16 protein-coding genes are annotated in these 15,945 nt (G+C 71.4%); 9 read left to right on the top strand and 7 right to left on the bottom strand.

Annotated elements, in window-relative coordinates; all coding sequences use genetic code 11:
* Positions 1–14: 14 nt before the first annotated feature.
* Entirely contained in the window at positions 15–1,223 is a 1,209-nt protein-coding gene (locus tag QQ657_RS26785) for a DUF445 domain-containing protein (protein ID WP_284745018.1), read from the top strand.
* 362 nt (positions 1,224–1,585) lie between these two features.
* Here QQ657_RS26785 and QQ657_RS26790 read toward each other — a convergent pair whose 3' ends face one another.
* Genes QQ657_RS26790 through QQ657_RS26800 form a run of 3 tightly spaced genes read right to left on the bottom strand, consistent with a single transcriptional unit; the run spans position 1,586 to position 4,236 of the window.
* Complete coding sequence (locus tag QQ657_RS26790) at positions 1,586–2,467, bottom strand: metal ABC transporter permease (protein ID WP_284745019.1); 882 nt, start codon at positions 2,465–2,467, stop codon at positions 1,586–1,588.
* Positions 2,468–2,470: 3 nt separating this feature from the next.
* A complete protein-coding gene (locus tag QQ657_RS26795; protein WP_284745020.1) occupies positions 2,471–3,322 on the bottom strand; it encodes a metal ABC transporter ATP-binding protein in 852 nt (283 codons plus the stop codon).
* Positions 3,323–3,324: 2 nt separating this feature from the next.
* The gene (locus QQ657_RS26800; protein ID WP_284745021.1) at positions 3,325–4,236 is read right to left on the bottom strand and encodes a metal ABC transporter solute-binding protein, Zn/Mn family; all 912 of its coding nucleotides are present in this window, start codon (positions 4,234–4,236) and stop codon (positions 3,325–3,327) included.
* A gap of 177 nt (positions 4,237–4,413) precedes the next feature.
* On the opposite strand from QQ657_RS26800, the gene QQ657_RS26805 reads away from it, so the two are divergent.
* The 5 genes from QQ657_RS26805 to QQ657_RS26825 all read left to right on the top strand — a co-directional run bounded on the left by QQ657_RS26805 (position 4,414) and on the right by QQ657_RS26825 (position 8,993).
* Entirely contained in the window at positions 4,414–5,514 is a 1,101-nt protein-coding gene (locus tag QQ657_RS26805) for a LacI family DNA-binding transcriptional regulator (protein WP_284745022.1), read from the top strand.
* Between the two features lie 99 nt (positions 5,515–5,613).
* Positions 5,614–6,105, top strand: coding sequence for a beta-class carbonic anhydrase (locus QQ657_RS26810; RefSeq protein WP_284745023.1), 492 nt, complete (start codon positions 5,614–5,616; stop codon positions 6,103–6,105).
* 41 nt (positions 6,106–6,146) lie between these two features.
* Positions 6,147–7,088 carry a glycosyltransferase gene (locus tag QQ657_RS26815; protein ID WP_284745024.1) on the top strand — a complete coding sequence of 314 codons (942 nt, stop codon included), beginning with the start codon at positions 6,147–6,149 and terminating at the stop codon, positions 7,086–7,088.
* Between the two features lie 9 nt (positions 7,089–7,097).
* Positions 7,098–7,973 carry an HhH-GPD family protein gene (locus tag QQ657_RS26820; RefSeq protein WP_284745025.1) on the top strand — a complete coding sequence of 292 codons (876 nt, stop codon included), beginning with the start codon at positions 7,098–7,100 and terminating at the stop codon, positions 7,971–7,973.
* Between the two features lie 63 nt (positions 7,974–8,036).
* Positions 8,037–8,993 (top strand): peptidoglycan recognition protein family protein, encoded by a 957-nt coding sequence (locus QQ657_RS26825; RefSeq protein ID WP_284745026.1) that lies wholly within the window; start codon positions 8,037–8,039, stop codon positions 8,991–8,993.
* Between the two features lie 54 nt (positions 8,994–9,047).
* Here QQ657_RS26825 and QQ657_RS26830 read toward each other — a convergent pair whose 3' ends face one another.
* Positions 9,048–9,797, bottom strand: a complete 750-nt coding sequence (locus QQ657_RS26830) for an alpha/beta fold hydrolase (protein WP_284745027.1) — start codon at positions 9,795–9,797, stop codon at positions 9,048–9,050.
* 75 nt (positions 9,798–9,872) lie between these two features.
* Between QQ657_RS26830 and QQ657_RS26835 the strand changes: the two genes are divergently transcribed.
* The gene (locus QQ657_RS26835; protein WP_284745028.1) at positions 9,873–11,279 is read left to right on the top strand and encodes a M1 family metallopeptidase; all 1,407 of its coding nucleotides are present in this window, start codon (positions 9,873–9,875) and stop codon (positions 11,277–11,279) included.
* Here the strand turns inward: QQ657_RS26835 and QQ657_RS26840 are convergent.
* Entirely contained in the window at positions 11,265–12,653 is a 1,389-nt protein-coding gene (locus QQ657_RS26840; RefSeq protein ID WP_284745029.1) for an AAA family ATPase, read from the bottom strand. The two genes, QQ657_RS26835 and QQ657_RS26840, sit on opposite strands and share 15 nt — an antisense overlap.
* Positions 12,654–12,766: 113 nt before the next feature.
* On the opposite strand from QQ657_RS26840, the gene QQ657_RS26845 reads away from it, so the two are divergent.
* Entirely contained in the window at positions 12,767–13,078 is a 312-nt protein-coding gene (locus QQ657_RS26845) for an antibiotic biosynthesis monooxygenase family protein (RefSeq protein WP_284745030.1), read from the top strand.
* Positions 13,071–13,904, top strand: coding sequence for an SIR2 family NAD-dependent protein deacylase (locus tag QQ657_RS26850; RefSeq protein WP_284745031.1), 834 nt, complete (start codon positions 13,071–13,073; stop codon positions 13,902–13,904). The genes QQ657_RS26845 and QQ657_RS26850 overlap by 8 nt, the downstream gene beginning before the upstream one ends.
* Here QQ657_RS26850 and QQ657_RS26855 read toward each other — a convergent pair.
* Both QQ657_RS26855 and QQ657_RS26860 read right to left on the bottom strand, forming a co-directional pair.
* Positions 13,858–14,952, bottom strand: a complete 1,095-nt coding sequence (locus QQ657_RS26855) for a beta propeller repeat protein (protein ID WP_284745032.1) — start codon at positions 14,950–14,952, stop codon at positions 13,858–13,860. The genes QQ657_RS26850 and QQ657_RS26855 overlap by 47 nt on opposite strands.
* Positions 14,953–14,977: 25 nt before the next feature.
* Positions 14,978–15,937: an endonuclease/exonuclease/phosphatase family protein gene (locus QQ657_RS26860; RefSeq protein WP_284745033.1), complete on the bottom strand. Its 960-nt coding sequence runs from the start codon at positions 15,935–15,937 to the stop codon at positions 14,978–14,980.
* Positions 15,938–15,945: the final 8 nt, after the last annotated feature.

The raw sequence follows: 15,945 nt of genomic DNA on the forward strand, positions 1-15,945 counted from the left end.
CGAGGGAGGTCGGGATGGACGCTGTCCTGCACGACCTCGCCCTGCACTGGCCGCTCTACGCGGCGATGCCGTTCATCGCGGCGCTGATCGGGTACGTCACCAAGCGCGTCGCGATCGAGATGATGTTCCGGCCGCTGGACTTCCTCGGGATCCCGCCGCTGCTCGGCTGGCAGGGCGTCGTCCCGAAGCACGGCGGGCGGATGGCGGCGGTGGCGACCGAGCTGCTGACGGCGAACCTGCTCGACCTCCGCGAGGTCTTCGGCCGGATCGACCCGGTGATCATCACGAGCGAGCTGGAGCAGCCGCTCCTGCGCGCGGTCGACCACATCGCGCGCGAGGTGCTGGCCGAGCACCACCCGCGGCTGTGGGAGGTCATGCCCACGCTCGCCCAGGAGATGCTGATCAAGCAGGTCCAGGCGTCGGCGCCGCGGCTGGTCCGGGAGTTCCTCGACGACGTCCGCGAGAACCTCGACGAAGTCCTCGACGTCCAGCACATGACGGTCCAGCGCCTGACGCGGGACAAAGCGCTGCTGGTGCGGCTGATCCGCGAGACGTCCCGGCCGGAGATGGCGTTCATCGCGCGGATGGGCATCTACTTCGGCTTCGGGCTCGGTCTGGTGCAGACGATCGTGTGGGCGTTCACGCGCGAGCCGTGGGTGCTCCCGGCGTTCGGCGGCGTGATCGGGCTGTGCACGGACTGGCTGGCGATCAAGCTGATCTTCGTCCCGCGCGAGCCGGTCCGCCTGGGCCGGGTGATCTTCCAGGGCAAGTTCCAGCGCCGGCGCGCGGAGGTGGCCCGGCAGTACGGCGAGCTGATCGCGAACGAGGTCCTGACGGTCCAGAACCTGCTGGACGCGGTGCTGCGGGGTCCCCGCGCTGATCGGCTGGCGGCGCTGGTGGAGCAGATGGTGTCGTCGGCGGTGGACGCGCAGCTGCCGTTGTCATTCGCGGTGGGTGGCACACGCTTGCGGGAGATGAAGCACGCGGCGGCGGTGAAGGCTCTTGAGCAGCTGCCCGACACGGCCCGGTACGCCGAGGGGTACCTGACCGAGGCGATGGACGTCGCGAAGATGATCGAGCAGCGGATGCTGGCGTTGACGCCGTTGGAGTTCGAGGGGCTGCTGCGGCCGGCGTTCCGGCAGGACGAGTGGAAGCTGATCGCCGTGGGTGGGGTGATCGGGTTCGTGGTCGGGGAGCTGCAGGTCCTGCTGATGCTGGGTTAGGTGCGTTGGGTAGACGGGGTTCCGAAGGCACAACCCGGTGCTGAGCCAGGAACGCCGGGCGGTTTCGAACCCGCGACCTCGACGTGGCCGAGCGTCCCTGCCTGCTGCGCCGCCGGGCTCACGGCCGCAAGCTCCCCGCCCTTCCCTTGGGGGGCGTCCCCTTGCCCAGTCTATCGGCGGGGTGCGACACGGCCCTCACATCGACGCCGGAGGGGCCGAGTTGTCCACATCCGCGCGAGCGTGTGGACAGCCGAGGCAGGTCAGTCGCGGGCAGTGGACGTACTCGTCCCTCACCGATGGAGGAAGGGGACGTCGAGCGTCCGGAAACCGCCATCAACGAGAGCGGCAGCCGAACCGAGAAATCAGGCCACCGGGGCCAGTTCGGCCGGCGACTCGACCGCGCGGACCCGCGTCCGGCGGTCGCGCTGCCAGGCGATCACGCGGCAGACCACGTAGATCAAGAACGAAATCGCCGTCACGAACGCGCTCACCGGCAACCCCGGCGCCAGCGACAGCACGATCCCGCCCAGCGCCGACACCTCGGCGAAGACCACGGCCAGCACCGTCGCCTTCCAAGGCGACGCCGTCACACGAGCCGCCGCGGCAGCCGGCGTCACCATCAGCGCCACCACCAGCAGCGACCCGACCACCTTCACGCTCAACGCCGTCGAAACGCCCACGAGCAGCGCGAACACCACCGTCAGCGTCTTCACCGGGACCCCGCGCGCCACGGCCACGTTCCGGTCCACCGAAGCGAACAACAACGGCCGGTAGACCAGCGCCAGCACCGCCAGCACCACCACCGACGACACCACGAACAACGTCAGGTTCGTCGAATCGATGGTGATGATCTGCCCGGTCAGGATCCCGAACTTGTTCCCGGACCGTCCTTTGTAGAACGACAGGAACAGCACGCCCATGCCGAGCCCGAACGACAGGATCACGCCGATCACCGAGTCGCGATCCGCGTCACGCGCACCCAGGATGCCGAGCAGCAGCGCCGCCACCACCGCGCCGATCAGCGCGCCGTACTCGACGCCGATCCCCAGCAGCAACGCCGCCGCGCCGCCGGTGAACGCCAGCTCGGACGTCCCGTGCACCGCGAACGACATCCGCCGCATCACGATCAGCGGGCCCAGCACCCCCGCCACCAGCCCGAGGATCGCCGCCGCGAGCAGCGCCGTCTGGACGCCGTCGAGCTCGGTGATCAGCTCCCACGTCTTGCCGAAGTCGAACAGATCCAAGATTCAGCCCACTTGCTCTTCGACGTCGTGTTCGTGGTGGTGCGGTTCCCCCTCGCACAACGCGCTCTGCGCGCCCGCGATGTGGATCTGCCCGCCCACCTTCAGCACCTCGACGCGGGTCCCGTACAGCTCCGACAGCGTTTCGGTGGTCATGACCTCGTCCGGCTTGCCGATCCGGAACGAGCCGTTGACCAGGTACAGCACCCGGTCGACGAACGGCAGCACCGGGTTGATCTCGTGCGTCACGAACAGCACCGCGGTGCCGGACGTGCGCCGCCGGGCGTCGATCAGCTCGCTGATCGCGCGCTGGTGCGCCAGGTCCAGGGACAGCAGCGGCTCGTCGCAGAGCAGCACCTCGGGGTCGCCGACCAGGGCCTGCGCCACCCGCAGCCGCTGCTGCTCGCCGCCGGACAGGCGCCCGACCGGCTGCTTCGCGTACCGCGTCGCCCCCACCGCTTCGATGGCTTCGGAAACCCGGCGGCGTCGTGCCGCCATGCCGAACAGGCCCGGGCCCCAGCGGTGGCCGTCGAGCCCCAGCCCGACCAGGTCGACGCCGCGCAGCGTCAGCGACTCGTCGATCGCGCGCTGCTGCGGGATGTAGCCGACCTTGCGGTTCGCGCCGCCCGGCCGGCCGCCGGCGATCTCGACCACGCCCGCCGACAGGCCCTGCATGCCGAGCAGCGCCTTGAGCAGGCTGCTCTTGCCGGAGCCGTTCGGGCCGAGCACGGCGAGGAACTCACCCGGCTCGACGACGAGGTCCAGCCCCGACCAGAGCGTGCGGGGACCGAACGCGAGCCCCGCACCACGGACCCGGACCGCGGGGCGCACGTCGTCGGAGACGGAGACTGGAGGCATGGCTACTTCAACGCTCCTGCCAGCGCGTCTACTTCCCCGGTCATCCAGCCAATGTAGTCGGTCACACCCTGCGGCAGCGTCTCGGTCACGTCGACGACGCCGATCCCGGCGGCCTTCGCCTGCGCCACGACGTCCTGGGTGAGCGGCGTGACGGTCTGGGCGTTGTTGATCAGCGCCTTGACCTGCTTGGTGGCGATGAGCTGCTTGTACTCGTTGACGGCGCCGGCCGGGACGTCCGTGTCGTTCTCCACCGCGTCCGAGAACGCCTTCGGCGTCGCGTCCGTCAGCTTCGCGCTCTGCAGCAGGTAGTGCGCGACCGGCTCGGTGACGACGACCTTGGTGCCCGGGTGCGCGGCGCCCAGCTCGCCGAGCTGCTTCTCCAGCGCGCCGACCTTCGTCTTGAACGCCGTCGCGTTGTCGGTGAACGCCTGCTTCGACGCGGGTTGGAGCTCCCCGAGCTGCGCCGCGACCTGGTCGGCGACCTTGTCGACCCCCGGCAGGTCGTACCAGACGTGCTCGTTCTCGTCGCCGGTCGCGGCGATGTCGTAGGCGACGAGCTTCTTCGTGTCGCCGGCCTGGTCGGTGAGCTTGTCGAAGAACTCGTCGTAGCCGCCGCCGTTGGACAGCAGCAGCTTCGCGTCCTTCGCCGCGAGGGCGTCGTCAGCGGTGGTCTCGTACGAGTGCGGGTCGGCCGACGGGTCGTGGATGATCGACTTGACCTCGACCTTGTCGCCGCCGACGGCGCTCACGACGCTGCCCCAGACGTCCGTCGACGCCACGACCTTGATCTTGTCGGACCCGCCGGACTGCCCGCCGCCGTCGGAGCCGGAGGTTCCGCCGGAGCACGCGGCCAGGGCGAGCACGGACAGGGCCGAAGCGGCGGCGAGCACGCTCCTGGTGTGGCGGGGACTCATCTGAGGACTCCTGCAAACGCTAATGGAAACCGTTGTCAGATTCACCCTACCCCATCCGGATGACTTCCTGGCCATCCGATCGTGTTTTGGTGTATGCGTCTTCACGCATGCGGATCGAGACATCGACCACCCGGGGTGTCTCTTCATGAATTCGATCTGAACCGTTACGGTTTGCTGATGGGACGTCCTATTCGCACCCGGAGGCAGGCGACGCTGGCGTCGCTCGCGGCGGAGCTCGGTGTGTCCAGGACCACGGTGTCCAACGCCTACAACCGGCCGGACCAGCTGTCCCCCGAACTGCGCCGCCGCGTCCTCGAGACCGCCCGGCGCCTCGGCTACCCCGGTCCCGACCCGGTCGCCCGTTCCCTGCGCACGCGCAAGGCGGGCGCGGTCGGGCTGTTGCTCACCGAGAACCTCTCCTACGCCTTCCGCGACCCCGCCGCCGTCGGTGTCCTCGAAGGACTGGCCCTGGCCTGCGAAGACGCCGGCGTCGGCCTGCACCTGGTGCCGGCCAGCCCGGGCCGCGAGGACGTCGCCGCGGTGCACCGCGCGGGCGTCGACGGCTTCGTCGTCTACTCCGTGCCGGACGACGACCCGAGCCTGGCCGCCGTGCTGGAACGCCCGGTGCCGACGGTGATCATCGACCAGCCCAGCATCGAGGGCATCGACCGCGTCGGCCCCGACGACGCGGCGGCGGTCGGCAAGATCGCCGAGCACCTGGTTTCGCTGGGCCACCGGCAGGTCGGCGTCATCTGCATGCGGCTCGCCCGCGAGCGCAACGACGACTTCGTCTCCCCGGCCCGCCAGAGCGGCGCGCACTTCCACGTCCAGCGCACCCGGCTCGAAGCGCTCGCCGTCGCGTTCTCGGCGGCCGGCGTCGACTGGGCCGGCGTCCCGGTGATCGAGCGCTTCGACCACACGGTGGACGACGGCGCGTCCGCCGCTCGCCAGCTCCTGGACGCGTACCCGCAGATCACGGCCGTGATCTGCACCTCGGACATCCTCGCGCTCGGCGCCATGGCCGAGGCCGAGCGGCGCGGGCTGCGGGTGCCGCAGGACCTGACCGTCACCGGCTTCGACGGCATCGCCGAGGCCGAGCGGATCGGGCTCACCACGGTCCACCAGCCGGTGCTGGAGAAGGGCAAGATGGCCGGACGGCTGCTGCTCAGCTCGGGCGAGCGGAGCGCCCCGAAGGTGATCACGCTGCCGACCGAGCTGCGCATCGGGCGGACGTCGGCACCCCCTAGAACGGTCGAGGAGCCCTGGTTCGGGGGCTGACCCGTGACATAGCTCGTAGTGCATTGCCCGAAGGGGTCTCCACCAGGTCAAATGGAGTGGCACGCCCGCGCCGCGGGGCCACTGGCCGGAAGGTGACCGATGACCTCGATCGACGTTCTGCTCAAGCGCAACCAGGAACTCGGCGAAGTGACGCCCGGCGACCGTTCGTCGCCGAAGCCGTCGCTGCACGTGGCCATCCTGACCTGCATGGACGCCCGCATCCGGGTGTTCGAGCTCTTCGGCCTGCTGCAGGGCGAGTCGCACGTCCTGCGCAACGCGGGCGGCGTGGTGACCGACGACATGATCCGCTCGCTGGCCCTTTCGCAGCGCAAGCTGGGCACGCGCGAAGTGCTGATCGTCCAGCACACGGAGTGCGGCCTTTCGATGGTCACCGAAGACGACTTCAAGGACGAGCTCGAGAGCGACACCGGCCTGCGGCCGACGTGGGCGGTCGAGGCGTTCCGCAACGTCGAGAACAGCGTCCGGACGTCGGTGGAGCGCGTGCGCCGCAGCGACTTCCTGCCGCACACGGAGAACGTCCGGGGCTTCGTCTACGACGTCAAGACCGGGAAGCTCACCGAGGTCCAGTAGCATTTCCGTTCAGATGCCGTCACCATCTGAACGGGGATCCCGTGCGCGTCCTCTTCGCCGCCCTAGCCTCACCCGGCCACACGTACCCGATGGTCCCGCTCGCGGTCGCGGCGCGGGACATCGGGCACGAAGTGCACTTCGCCGCCGGTGAGCACGTCCACTCGCCGTTGCGCCGGCTCGGGCTGAACCCGTTCCGGCCCGCGGACTCGTTCTACGAGATCTACGCCGAGGACCTCGAACCGGACCTGAAGCGGCTGCGGCCGGACCTGGTCGTGCACGGGTGGGGCGTCCCGGAAGTGGCCGTCGCCGCGCGGCGCGCCGGGATTCCCGCCCTCTGGCACGGCTTCGGCCGGCTGTTCCCCGGCGGGATCGGGCTCGATCGCCCGGACGGCGGGACCCACCTGGACATCTGCCCGCGGTCCCTGCAGGACACGAGCTTCCTGGCGACCGCCGATCGGATCGCCCTGCGCCCAGTGCCTGTCGCCGAGCCAGGCGACCTCCGGGGGCCGCTGATCTACCTGACGCTCGGCACCGCGTTCGGCACGCCGGAGGTGCTCACGACGGCGATCGAGGGGCTGGCCGTGCTCGGCACGCACGTCGTGGTGGCCACCGGCGGGGTGTCCCTCGGGCCGCAGCCGGCCCACGTGACTGCCCGGGCCTGGGTACCGCAGGCGGCAACGATCTCGCAGGCGGACCTGGTCGTGCACCACGGCGGCAGCGGCACGATGCTCGGCGCGCTCGCCGAGGGCGTCCCGCAGCTGGTGCTGCCCCAAGGCGCCGACCAGTTCGCCAACGCCGAGGCGCTCGTCGCCGCGGGTGCCGGCCTGCGCCTCCTTCCTGACGAGCTGACCGCGGACGCCGTCACCGAACAGGCCCGGAAGTCCTCGTCCCGCCGCGACGCGGCCCGCGCGATCGCCGCGGAGATCGCCGCGATGCCGTCGCCGGACGAGGTCGCCCGCGAGCTGCCGAAGTACGCGAAGTAGCCTCCCCGCGTGGCTGTGGACGCTGACGTACTGCTCGACTGGTTCTCCACGCACGGCCGGGACCTGCCCTGGCGCGAGCCGGACTGCTCGGCCTGGGGCGTGCTCGTCAGCGAGATCATGCTGCAGCAGACGCCGGTCGCGCGGGTGCAGCCGATCTGGCACGAATGGATGGCGCGCTGGCCCGTGCCTTCCGCGCTGGCCGCGTCGAGCCAGGGCGAGGTCGTGCGGGCCTGGGGGAAGCTCGGCTACCCGCGGCGCGCGCTGCGGCTCCACGAAGCCGCCGGGGTGATCGCCGCCGACCACGGCGACGTCGTTCCGTCCGATGTGGACACTCTGCTCGCGCTGCCCGGGATCGGCGCCTACACCGCGCGGGCCGTCGCCGCGTTCGCCTACGGGCGGCGCGCGCCCGTCGTCGACACCAACGTGCGGCGCGTCGTCGCGCGGGCCGTGCACGGGGCCGGGGATGCCGGGCCGGCGTCGAACACCCGGGACATGAACGACGTCGAGGCCCTGCTGCCCGCCGAAGACGCCCCCGCCGCCCGGTTTTCCGCCGCGATCATGGAGCTCGGCGCGCTGATCTGCACGGCACGAAGCCCCCGCTGCGCCGACTGCCCGGTCTACGACGAATGCGCGTGGCAGCTCGCCGGCCGCCCGGAGTACGCCGGCCCGGCCAAGCCCGTGCAGAAGTTCGCCGGCACCGACCGGCAGGTCCGCGGCCTGCTGCTGGACGTCCTGCGCGGTTCCGAGGGCCCGGTCGAGAAGGCCCGCCTCGACCTCGTGTGGCACGACGGCGGTCAGCGCGACCGCTGCCTGGACTCCCTGCTCGCCGACGGCCTGCTCGAACAGACCAGCGGCGGCCTCTTCGCACTGCCGGGCGAACACTAACGCGCTACGACAAAAGTTGGTCAATAGTTGTCAACGGCGCGGTCCGGAGCTACCTTTTCCCGCATGGTCCACGTAGACCGCCGGACCCTGCTCAAGGCGGGGATGACCGCGACCGCGGCCGGCGCACTGGGGATGACGACCACGGGTACGGCCTCGGCGGCCGTGCCGACACCGACGATCCACCCCACCTCGGAGTGGGGCGCACGGGCCGCCACCGGCCCGATCGTCGTGGAAAACCACAAACCGACCTACATCGTCGTGCACCACGCGGTCGACCCGCCGATGAACAACGACTTCTCGCTGGCGCGCGCGTTCTACGTCGCGAAGTTCATCCAAGACCTGCACATGGACAAGAACGGCTGGATCGACAGTGGCCAGCAGTTCACGAACAGCCGCGGCGGGTTCGTCACCGAAGGCAGGCACCGCAGCCTGGAGATCCTGCGCGGCGGCACGCAGCACGTGCAGGGCGCGAACGTCGGCAACCACAACAGCGAGGTCATCGGCATCGAGAACGAGGGCCTGTACAGCACGGTCGACGTGCCGCAGGCGCTGTGGAACTCGCTGGTGAACCTGGTCGCCTACATCGCGCACCAGTACGGCATCGCGCCCGAGTTCATCAAGGGCCACCGCGACTTCAACTCGACCGAGTGCCCCGGCCAGGTGCTCTACAACCGGCTGCCGGAGCTGCGGACGGCCGTGGGCCGCGTCCTCGGCGTCTCGGTGGCGCGGTCGGAAGCGGAATGGCCGCTGCTCAAGCCGGGCGACACGGGCCGTCAGGTGCACCAGGCACAGCGGTTCCTCCGCGCGTCCGGGTTCGGCGTGCCGACCGACGGCGTCTTCGGCAAGTCCACAAAGGACGCCGTGGCTGATTTGGCCGTTCAGGCCGGGCTGCCGCGCGACACGTGCACCGCGGCGAAGGTGGCGGACGAGACCGGCTTCCTCGGCGCGGACGTCTGGCCGCTGATCGTCCCGGCCGACCGCTCCACCGCAGCCTGGCGAGCGGACCTGGCTCGCGCGTGACCAGGTGGTCGGTGCACCGGGCTCAACGGCGCGTTCGGTGTGCCGTCCGCTTGGTCACGCGTGGTTCAAAACCTGGCTGAGGAACGCCTCCACCGCGCCTCGGTAGGTCTCCGGGGCTTCGTCGTGGGGCAGGTGGGCCGAGCCCGGGACCACCAGGTGCTTCGCATCGTCGACCCTGGACGCGACGAGCGCCTGCTGGCCGGGCGGCATCGCCGTGTGCTCGCCCTCGACCAGCAGCAGCGGGCAGCGGATCTTCTCGACAACGGACCAGTAGTCGACGCGGCCCCATTCGGCGGCGATGACGTACAGGTCCTCGAGGTCGGCGACCAGGTGAAACCCGTCCGCACGCTCTTCGACGCAGTCGGCGAAGTACTCACCCGCGTCGCCGAAGAACTCGCGGACGTGGTCCAGGGACTCGAACGGCACCGGCCAGCTCTCGAAGTAGCCACGCCACGTCTCGACGGTCCGGCCGCGCTGGTCCGGCGCGAAGTCCTCGGACACGACCGCGCGCACCAGCTCCGGGTACGTCGCGGCGGTCGCCCACGCGTGCAGGCCACCCATCGAATGCCCGATGAGCACGGCCGGGCCGGCGTCCAGGGTCCGCAGCGCGTCGGCGACGTCTTCGGTGAACCGCTCGGTCGTCCACGGGCCGACGCGCGGCGCGTTGCCGTGGCCGCGCGCGTCGAGGCCGTACACCGCGCCGTAGGGCCGGAGCCACTCCGCGACGCGCCGCCACGTCCGCGCGCGGCCCATCAGTCCGTGGAGCAGAACGATCGGCACACCGGTGCCGCCGAAACAGAGCACGCGGCCACCTAACCACAAAACCGCTGGTGCGGAACGTGACCGAGCGATCGCTGTGGATGACCTAGGCTGGGCCGTATGCGCCGCCGACTCGCCGCCCTCGCCGTCTGCGCCGCGGTGATCGTCGCCGCGGCCTGCGGTGGTGACGCCGTCACGGTGCCCCTCCCGCCTCCTCCGATGCATCCGACGCCGGGGGCGGCCGGCGCCGGTGATCCGTATTACCCGGACGACGGCAACGGCGGCTACGACGCCCTGAACTACCACGTCGACGCGACCTACGACCCGCCGAGCGGCCACCTCGACGGCGACACGACAGTCACGGCGCGGGCCACCCAGGACCTCGGCCGGTTCGACCTCGACCTGCGCGGGCTCGACGTCCACAGCGTCGAGGTCGACGGCCAGCCGGCCCGCTTCACGCGTGAGAAGGCGTTCGAACTCGTCATCACGCCGGCGGCGCCGATCCGCGCCGGGACGACGTTCCGCGCCCGCGTCCGCTACGGCGGCGACCCGGCGAAGACCCCGCACGACGGCGGCAGCGAGAACGGCTGGCAGCACTCGGCCGACGGCGGCGCGTACATGGTCGGCGAGCCGCACTCGGCGGCGTTCTGGTACCCCGTGAACGAGACCCCGCGCGACAAGGCGTCCTTCACGCTCACCGCGCACGTCCCAGCCGGCTGGACGGTCATCTCGAACGGCCGGGAGGGCCCGCCGGGGACCTGGACCGAGCCGAACCCGGTGGCGAGCTACCTGACGACGATCGCGATCGGCAAGTTCAGTGTCGACAGGTCGGCCTTGCCCGACGGCACCCCGGTCGTCACGGCGTACGCGCCCGGCACCGAGGACCGCCGCGCGATCGGCGACCGCCTGCCGGAGGTGCTCGGCTTCCTGAGCGGCAAGTTCGGGCCGTACCCGCAGTCGGCGGCCGGCGGGATCTTCCTGGACGAGGACGTCCGCTTCTCCCTGGAGACGCAGACCCGGCCGACGTACGCGAAGTGGGCCGACCTGCCGACGCTGGTGCACGAGAACGCCCACGAGTGGTTCGGCGACTCGGTGTCGCTGCGCGACTGGTCCGACATCTGCCTGAACGAGTGCTTCGCGTCGTACGCGCAGTGGCTGTGGGCCGAGCGCGAGGGCCAGAGCCTCGACGACCGCTACCGCGCGGCGATCGAGATCACCCGCGGCAGCACGGACTTCTGGGCGCAGAAGCTGGTCGGCATGGGCCAGGGCCACGAGTTCGAGGGCGTGTACAACAAGGGAATCCTGGCGCTGCACGCGTTGCGCCGCCAGATCGGCGACCCGGCGTTCAACCGGCTGCTGCACGACTGGCCGTCCCGCTACCGCCACGGCAACGCGTCGTGGGCTGACTTCGAGAAGATGGCAGCGCAGGTCAGCGGGCAGAACCTGCGGTCGTTCTTCGACGAATGGTTCCGGGGGACGAAGCTGCCGGCGGACGCGGACCTCTTCCCGGGCTCACTGCGCAGCTGAGCTGCCCAGCAACGACCGCGTCAAGGCACTGCGCGCGTCCTGCATCTCCCGCAGCGCCGTCGTCAGCTCCTCGTCGCCCACCGCGACGTCCTCGTCCGGGCGCGAAGCCAGCGCGATCAGCGACGCCCGCCGCAGCAGCTCCTTCGCGAACGACGCCGTCACCCCCTCCGTCGCCGCCACGACCGGTGCAAGGTCGGCCGTCAGCTTCAACCCCCGCGCGTACAGCCGGAGCAGCGCCTCACGACCGGCCGCGTCCGGCAGCGGGATCTCCACCGCCAGGTCGACGCGGCCCGGGCGGTCGGCCAGTGCCTTCTCCAGCTCGCTCGCGCGGTTGGTGGTCAGCAGGAACGTCACGTCGGCGTCGCCGCCCACGCCGTCCATCGCGTCGAGCAGGGTGAACAGCAGCGGCTGGACCATCGGCCCGTAGCTGCGGTCCTGCGCGATCAGGTCGACGTCCTCCAGCACGACCACGCTCGGCTGCAGCCGCCGCGCCAGCTCCGCGGCCTTGCCGATGAACTTCATCGCCGTACCGGTCAGGATGATCACCGTGGTGTCCGGCAGGCGGCCCATCAGGTAGCGGACCGTGTGCGTCTTGCCGGTGCCGGGCAGGCCGTGCAGCAGCAGCCCGCGCTTGAGGTGCTGCCCCGCGGCCAGCAGCCGCTCGCCGTGGTGCGCGATGCCGACCGTGTGCCGCTCGATCGCGTCGAGCACGCCGTCGGGCAGCACGACCTCCTCGCCGGTCAGCGCCGGCCGCGGGAGGAACGTGAGCAGCTCGTTGCCGCGGTGCTCGCTGGTGCCAAAGGCCAGCACCTGCCCGCGCAGGAGGTCGTGCTCGGCCATCAGCCGTTCGACGCGGTCGCGCACCTCGGTGGCGGTCACCCGCGACGTCGCGAGGACCTCCAGCCGGCACTGCTCGAGGCCCCACTGCAGGTTCGAGCCGCGGATCGCGAGCAGCACCGGCTCACCGCCCGGGGCGCTCGTGCCGACGAGCCCGAGCTGCACGGCCTCGGTCGCCTGGTCCGGGCCGATCGCCGTCGTGGTGAAGTCCACCGAGCCGAGCTCGAACATGCCCCGCATCCGCGCGGTCACGAGCATCCCGATGAGGTCCTCGTGGCTGCGCTGGCCGCCGGCGATCCCGAACCAGTCCACGAGCGTGCCGTGCTCGGCCAGGTAGGCGTCGACCCCGCGCTGGATGTTGGCGTGCTCCCACATCGGCCAGGAGCGGGCCACGACCACCACCTCCGGCAGCTGCGCCCCCAGGTGGCCGGTCACGCGCTCGATGAGCTCACTGGCCCGGCCCTCGCCGACCTCGTCGGCGGTGGCGCGCACGATCCGGGCGATATCGGTGGCGAGGTCGCGCTCGATGCTCCCCATGGCTTCCACCCCTTGCTTTCGGGGGTCCGGGTGGCGGAGCCCCCGGCCGGGGGCGAAGCCCCCGATGTCACAGTGGCACGGATCACACCACGTGGCCAACTAGTCTGGAGGCCATGAGTGTCGTGAAGATCAACGCGATCGAAGTCCCCGAAGGTGCCGGCGCCGAACTGGAGAAGCGGTTCGCGGCGCGGCTGCACGCCGTCGACCAGCAGCCCGGGTTCCTCGGGTTCGAGCTGCTGCGCCCGGTTTCCGGCGAGACGCGCTACTTCGTGTACACGAAGTGGGAGACCGAGGAGCACTACCAGGCGTGGGCGAAGGGCGGCCCGGCCGCGGCGGCGCACTCGGGCGAGCGCGCCAAGCCCGTGTCCACCGGGGCGAACCTGCTGGAGTTCGAGGTCGTCCTCGGTTCGCAGCCGGGTGAGTGACGCGCTCGACCGAGCCGCGGAGCTCCTGGACGGCGCCGGCGCGCTGCTGATCTGCGCCGGCGCCGGGATGGGCGTCGACTCCGGGCTGCCGGACTTCCGTGGCGGCGAAGGGTTCTGGCGCGCGTATCCGCCGTACGCCCGGCTCGGGCTGCGGTTCGAAGAGCTGGCCGACCCGCGCCACTTCGCCGACGACCCCGAGCTGGCCTGGGGTTTCTACGGGCACCGGCTCGCGCTCTACCGGAAGACGGTGCCGCACGAGGGTTTCCGGATCCTGCTCGAGATCGGCTCGCGCCTGCCCGGCGGCACCGGCGTGTTCACGTCCAATGTGGACGGCCAGTTCCAGGCGGCGGGCTTCGGGCTCGTCTCCGAGGTGCACGGCTCGATCCACCACCTGCAGTGCCTGGCCGGGTGTTCGCCGGTCATCTGGCCTGCTGACGACGTCGACGTTTCGATCGACCCCGAAACGATGCGCGCGGTGCCGCCGCTGCCGTCGTGCCCCCGCTGCGGCGGCTTGGCGCGCCCCAACATCCTGATGTTCGGCGACGACGCGTGGGTCCCGGACCGCGGCCAGGCGCAGCTCCACGAGCTGACAGTATGGCGACGCGGTGTGCGCGACCTGGTCGTGGTGGAGCTGGGCGCGGGCCAGGCGATCCCGACGGTCCGCCGTTACGCCGAACTGGCGAGCGCGGCGAGTGGTGCGCTGATCCGGATCAACCCGCGCGAACCCGAGATCCGCCACAACCGAGGCGTCTCGATCGCGGCCGGCGCCCTGGAAACGCTCACGGCGCTGGCCGCAGCCACAGGTCCCGGTTCCCCGCGAGCATGACCCGGCCGTCGGACAGCGTCGTCGCCACCCGCACCGGCCACTCCGCGCAGCCCAGCTCGCCGCGCTGCCAGCCCTGACCGTCGCGCGCCAGCACGGCCGAGCAGGAACGCGGGCGCTGGTTGCCCCGCATCGGTTCGAGGGTCCGGCCGGCCAGCACGAGGTTGCCGCGCCCGTCCAGCGTGCCCGCCACGATCCCCCCGGGTCCCGGGGTGTCCACAGTGGACCAGGCACCCGGCTTGCCGGTGAGCACGAAGGGTTTCTGCGCGTAGCCGTTCGAAGTCTCGCCGTAGAGCAGCCATTGCCCGGCGACCAGCAGGATTCCGTACACGAGCGTCTGGTCAGAGGGCGTCGAGAGCTCCGACACCGTCCAGCTGCCGCCGCCGTCGTGCGAAGCCCAGAGCTGCAGCCGCGGGTTCGAATACCCGGCGGCGAGCAGCTCCTGACCGGCGGCCGCCACCGACGACGGCCCGTTCGCCCCGGTCACCCCGGCGAGGAGCGGCAGCACGACCGTGCGTTCCGTCTTGCCTCCGTCGTCCGACACCCAGGCCACCGGCCGGGTCGTCTGCCCGTCGAGGAACGCCGTCCCGACCGCCACCAGGTTGCCACCCGAACGCGCCAGCGCCCGCACGTCACGCCGGCCGCGCAGCTCGCCGAGCTCGATGACGGTGCCGCCGGCGTCCCGGTGCGAGAACTTCGCGCCGGCCCCGAGCACCGAGCCGTCCGGGCCCGGCACCGCGGCCACCGCCGGGAGGCCGCCGCCGATCGGGCCGATCCGCAACGTCGTGCAGTCCGCGCCGCCGGTCCAGTTCACGTTGGGCATCCGGTTGCCGGTCGCGTAGTCGCCGATACCGAGCACACAGCCCTGCACCGGGACCAAAGCGTTCAGCCCGCCGGTCGTGGGGATCCAGTCGGTGTCGGATGGGAACTCCACCGCACCCGCGTGCGCGGTGAAGCCGAGCGCGCTCTTCGGGCCGTCGTCCGCCGGCGCCGCCGCGGGCTGCCCGCAGGCGGTGGCCACCAGCGCGAGCACGACCACGAGTCTTCGCATGCCCGTCAGCCTGCCAGGAACGCGATCACGGCAGGCGGACTTCGGCGAACACCGCCCGGTGGTCGCTGCCCGCGACGTCGAACACCCGGTAGTCCTGGACCGCCGCGCGGTTGTCGACCACCACGTGGTCGATCGTCACCACCGGCGACGATGACGGCCACGTCGGCGTCAACCCCGAGCCGTGCTCCTCCGCCGCGTCGTTGTAGCCGCGGGACAGCACCGTGCGGAACGCCGCGTGGTCGAGCGTCGCGTTGAAGTCGCCCGCCAGGATGCGCAGGCCGTGCTCGCCCGCCGCGCGGGAGAGGTCCTTGATCTCGCGCTCCCACTGCGGGGTGTCGACGTCCGGGGAGATCGGGTGGACGGCGACGATCTCGGCCACCACGCCGTCGCCGAGGTCGGCCTGCGCGCCCGGCTGCTTGGCCGCCGAATCACCCGTCAGGTTGACCTCCTTCAGCGGGAAGCGCGACACGATCCCCGAGCCGAACGCGCCGGGCGCCGGGTGCAGCACCCGGTACGGCAGAGCCTGGAACAGCCCGGCCGCGGTCAGGCCGTCGACCGCGCGGGGCGTCAGCTCGACCAGGTTCAGCACGTCGATCCGCTGCTCGCGCACCAGGTCGACGACGGCCTTCGGGTCCGCCTGGCCGTAGAGCAGGTTCGACGCGAGCACGCGCAGTGTCTTGCCGTGCACCTCGCGCTGGTCGCTCGCCGACAGCCGCGGCAGCACCAGGACGGCCAGCACGATCGCCAGCACCAGCGCGGTCCCGCCGACCCACCAGCGCCGCAGCGCCAGCGCGAGCCCGCCGAGCAACACGCCCGCGGCCGCCACGTACGGCGTCAGCGACAGCGCGACGAGGGTGTACCAGTCGCCGTCGTAGCCGATCAGGCGCAGCGCGACCAGGGCCGCCAGCAGCACCAGCGGCACCACCAGCAGGGCCGTGACCAGCGGATACTTCCGCCGGACGCGCGTCTCTTCCGCAACGGTCATGTGCCGAG

This window comes from Amycolatopsis ponsaeliensis (assembly GCF_030182635.1).
Taxonomy (GTDB): Bacteria; Actinomycetota; Actinomycetes; order Mycobacteriales; family Pseudonocardiaceae; genus Amycolatopsis; species Amycolatopsis ponsaeliensis.

Coding starts and splice junctions, on each gene's coding strand:
- QQ657_RS26785 (WP_284745018.1), top strand. CDS start 15: ATGGACGCTGTCCTGCACGACCTCGCCCTGCACTGGCCGCTCTACGCG.
- QQ657_RS26795 (WP_284745020.1), bottom strand. CDS start 3,322: ATGCCTCCAGTCTCCGTCTCCGACGACGTGCGCCCCGCGGTCCGGGTC.
- QQ657_RS26800 (WP_284745021.1), bottom strand. CDS start 4,236: ATGAGTCCCCGCCACACCAGGAGCGTGCTCGCCGCCGCTTCGGCCCTG.
- QQ657_RS26805 (WP_284745022.1), top strand. CDS start 4,414: ATGGGACGTCCTATTCGCACCCGGAGGCAGGCGACGCTGGCGTCGCTC.
- QQ657_RS26810 (WP_284745023.1), top strand. CDS start 5,614: ATGACCTCGATCGACGTTCTGCTCAAGCGCAACCAGGAACTCGGCGAA.
- QQ657_RS26825 (WP_284745026.1), top strand. CDS start 8,037: ATGGTCCACGTAGACCGCCGGACCCTGCTCAAGGCGGGGATGACCGCG.
- QQ657_RS26835 (WP_284745028.1), top strand. CDS start 9,873: ATGCGCCGCCGACTCGCCGCCCTCGCCGTCTGCGCCGCGGTGATCGTC.
- QQ657_RS26840 (WP_284745029.1), bottom strand. CDS start 12,653: ATGGGGAGCATCGAGCGCGACCTCGCCACCGATATCGCCCGGATCGTG.
- QQ657_RS26845 (WP_284745030.1), top strand. CDS start 12,767: ATGAGTGTCGTGAAGATCAACGCGATCGAAGTCCCCGAAGGTGCCGGC.
- QQ657_RS26855 (WP_284745032.1), bottom strand. CDS start 14,952: ATGCGAAGACTCGTGGTCGTGCTCGCGCTGGTGGCCACCGCCTGCGGG.
- QQ657_RS26860 (WP_284745033.1), bottom strand. CDS start 15,937: ATGACCGTTGCGGAAGAGACGCGCGTCCGGCGGAAGTATCCGCTGGTC.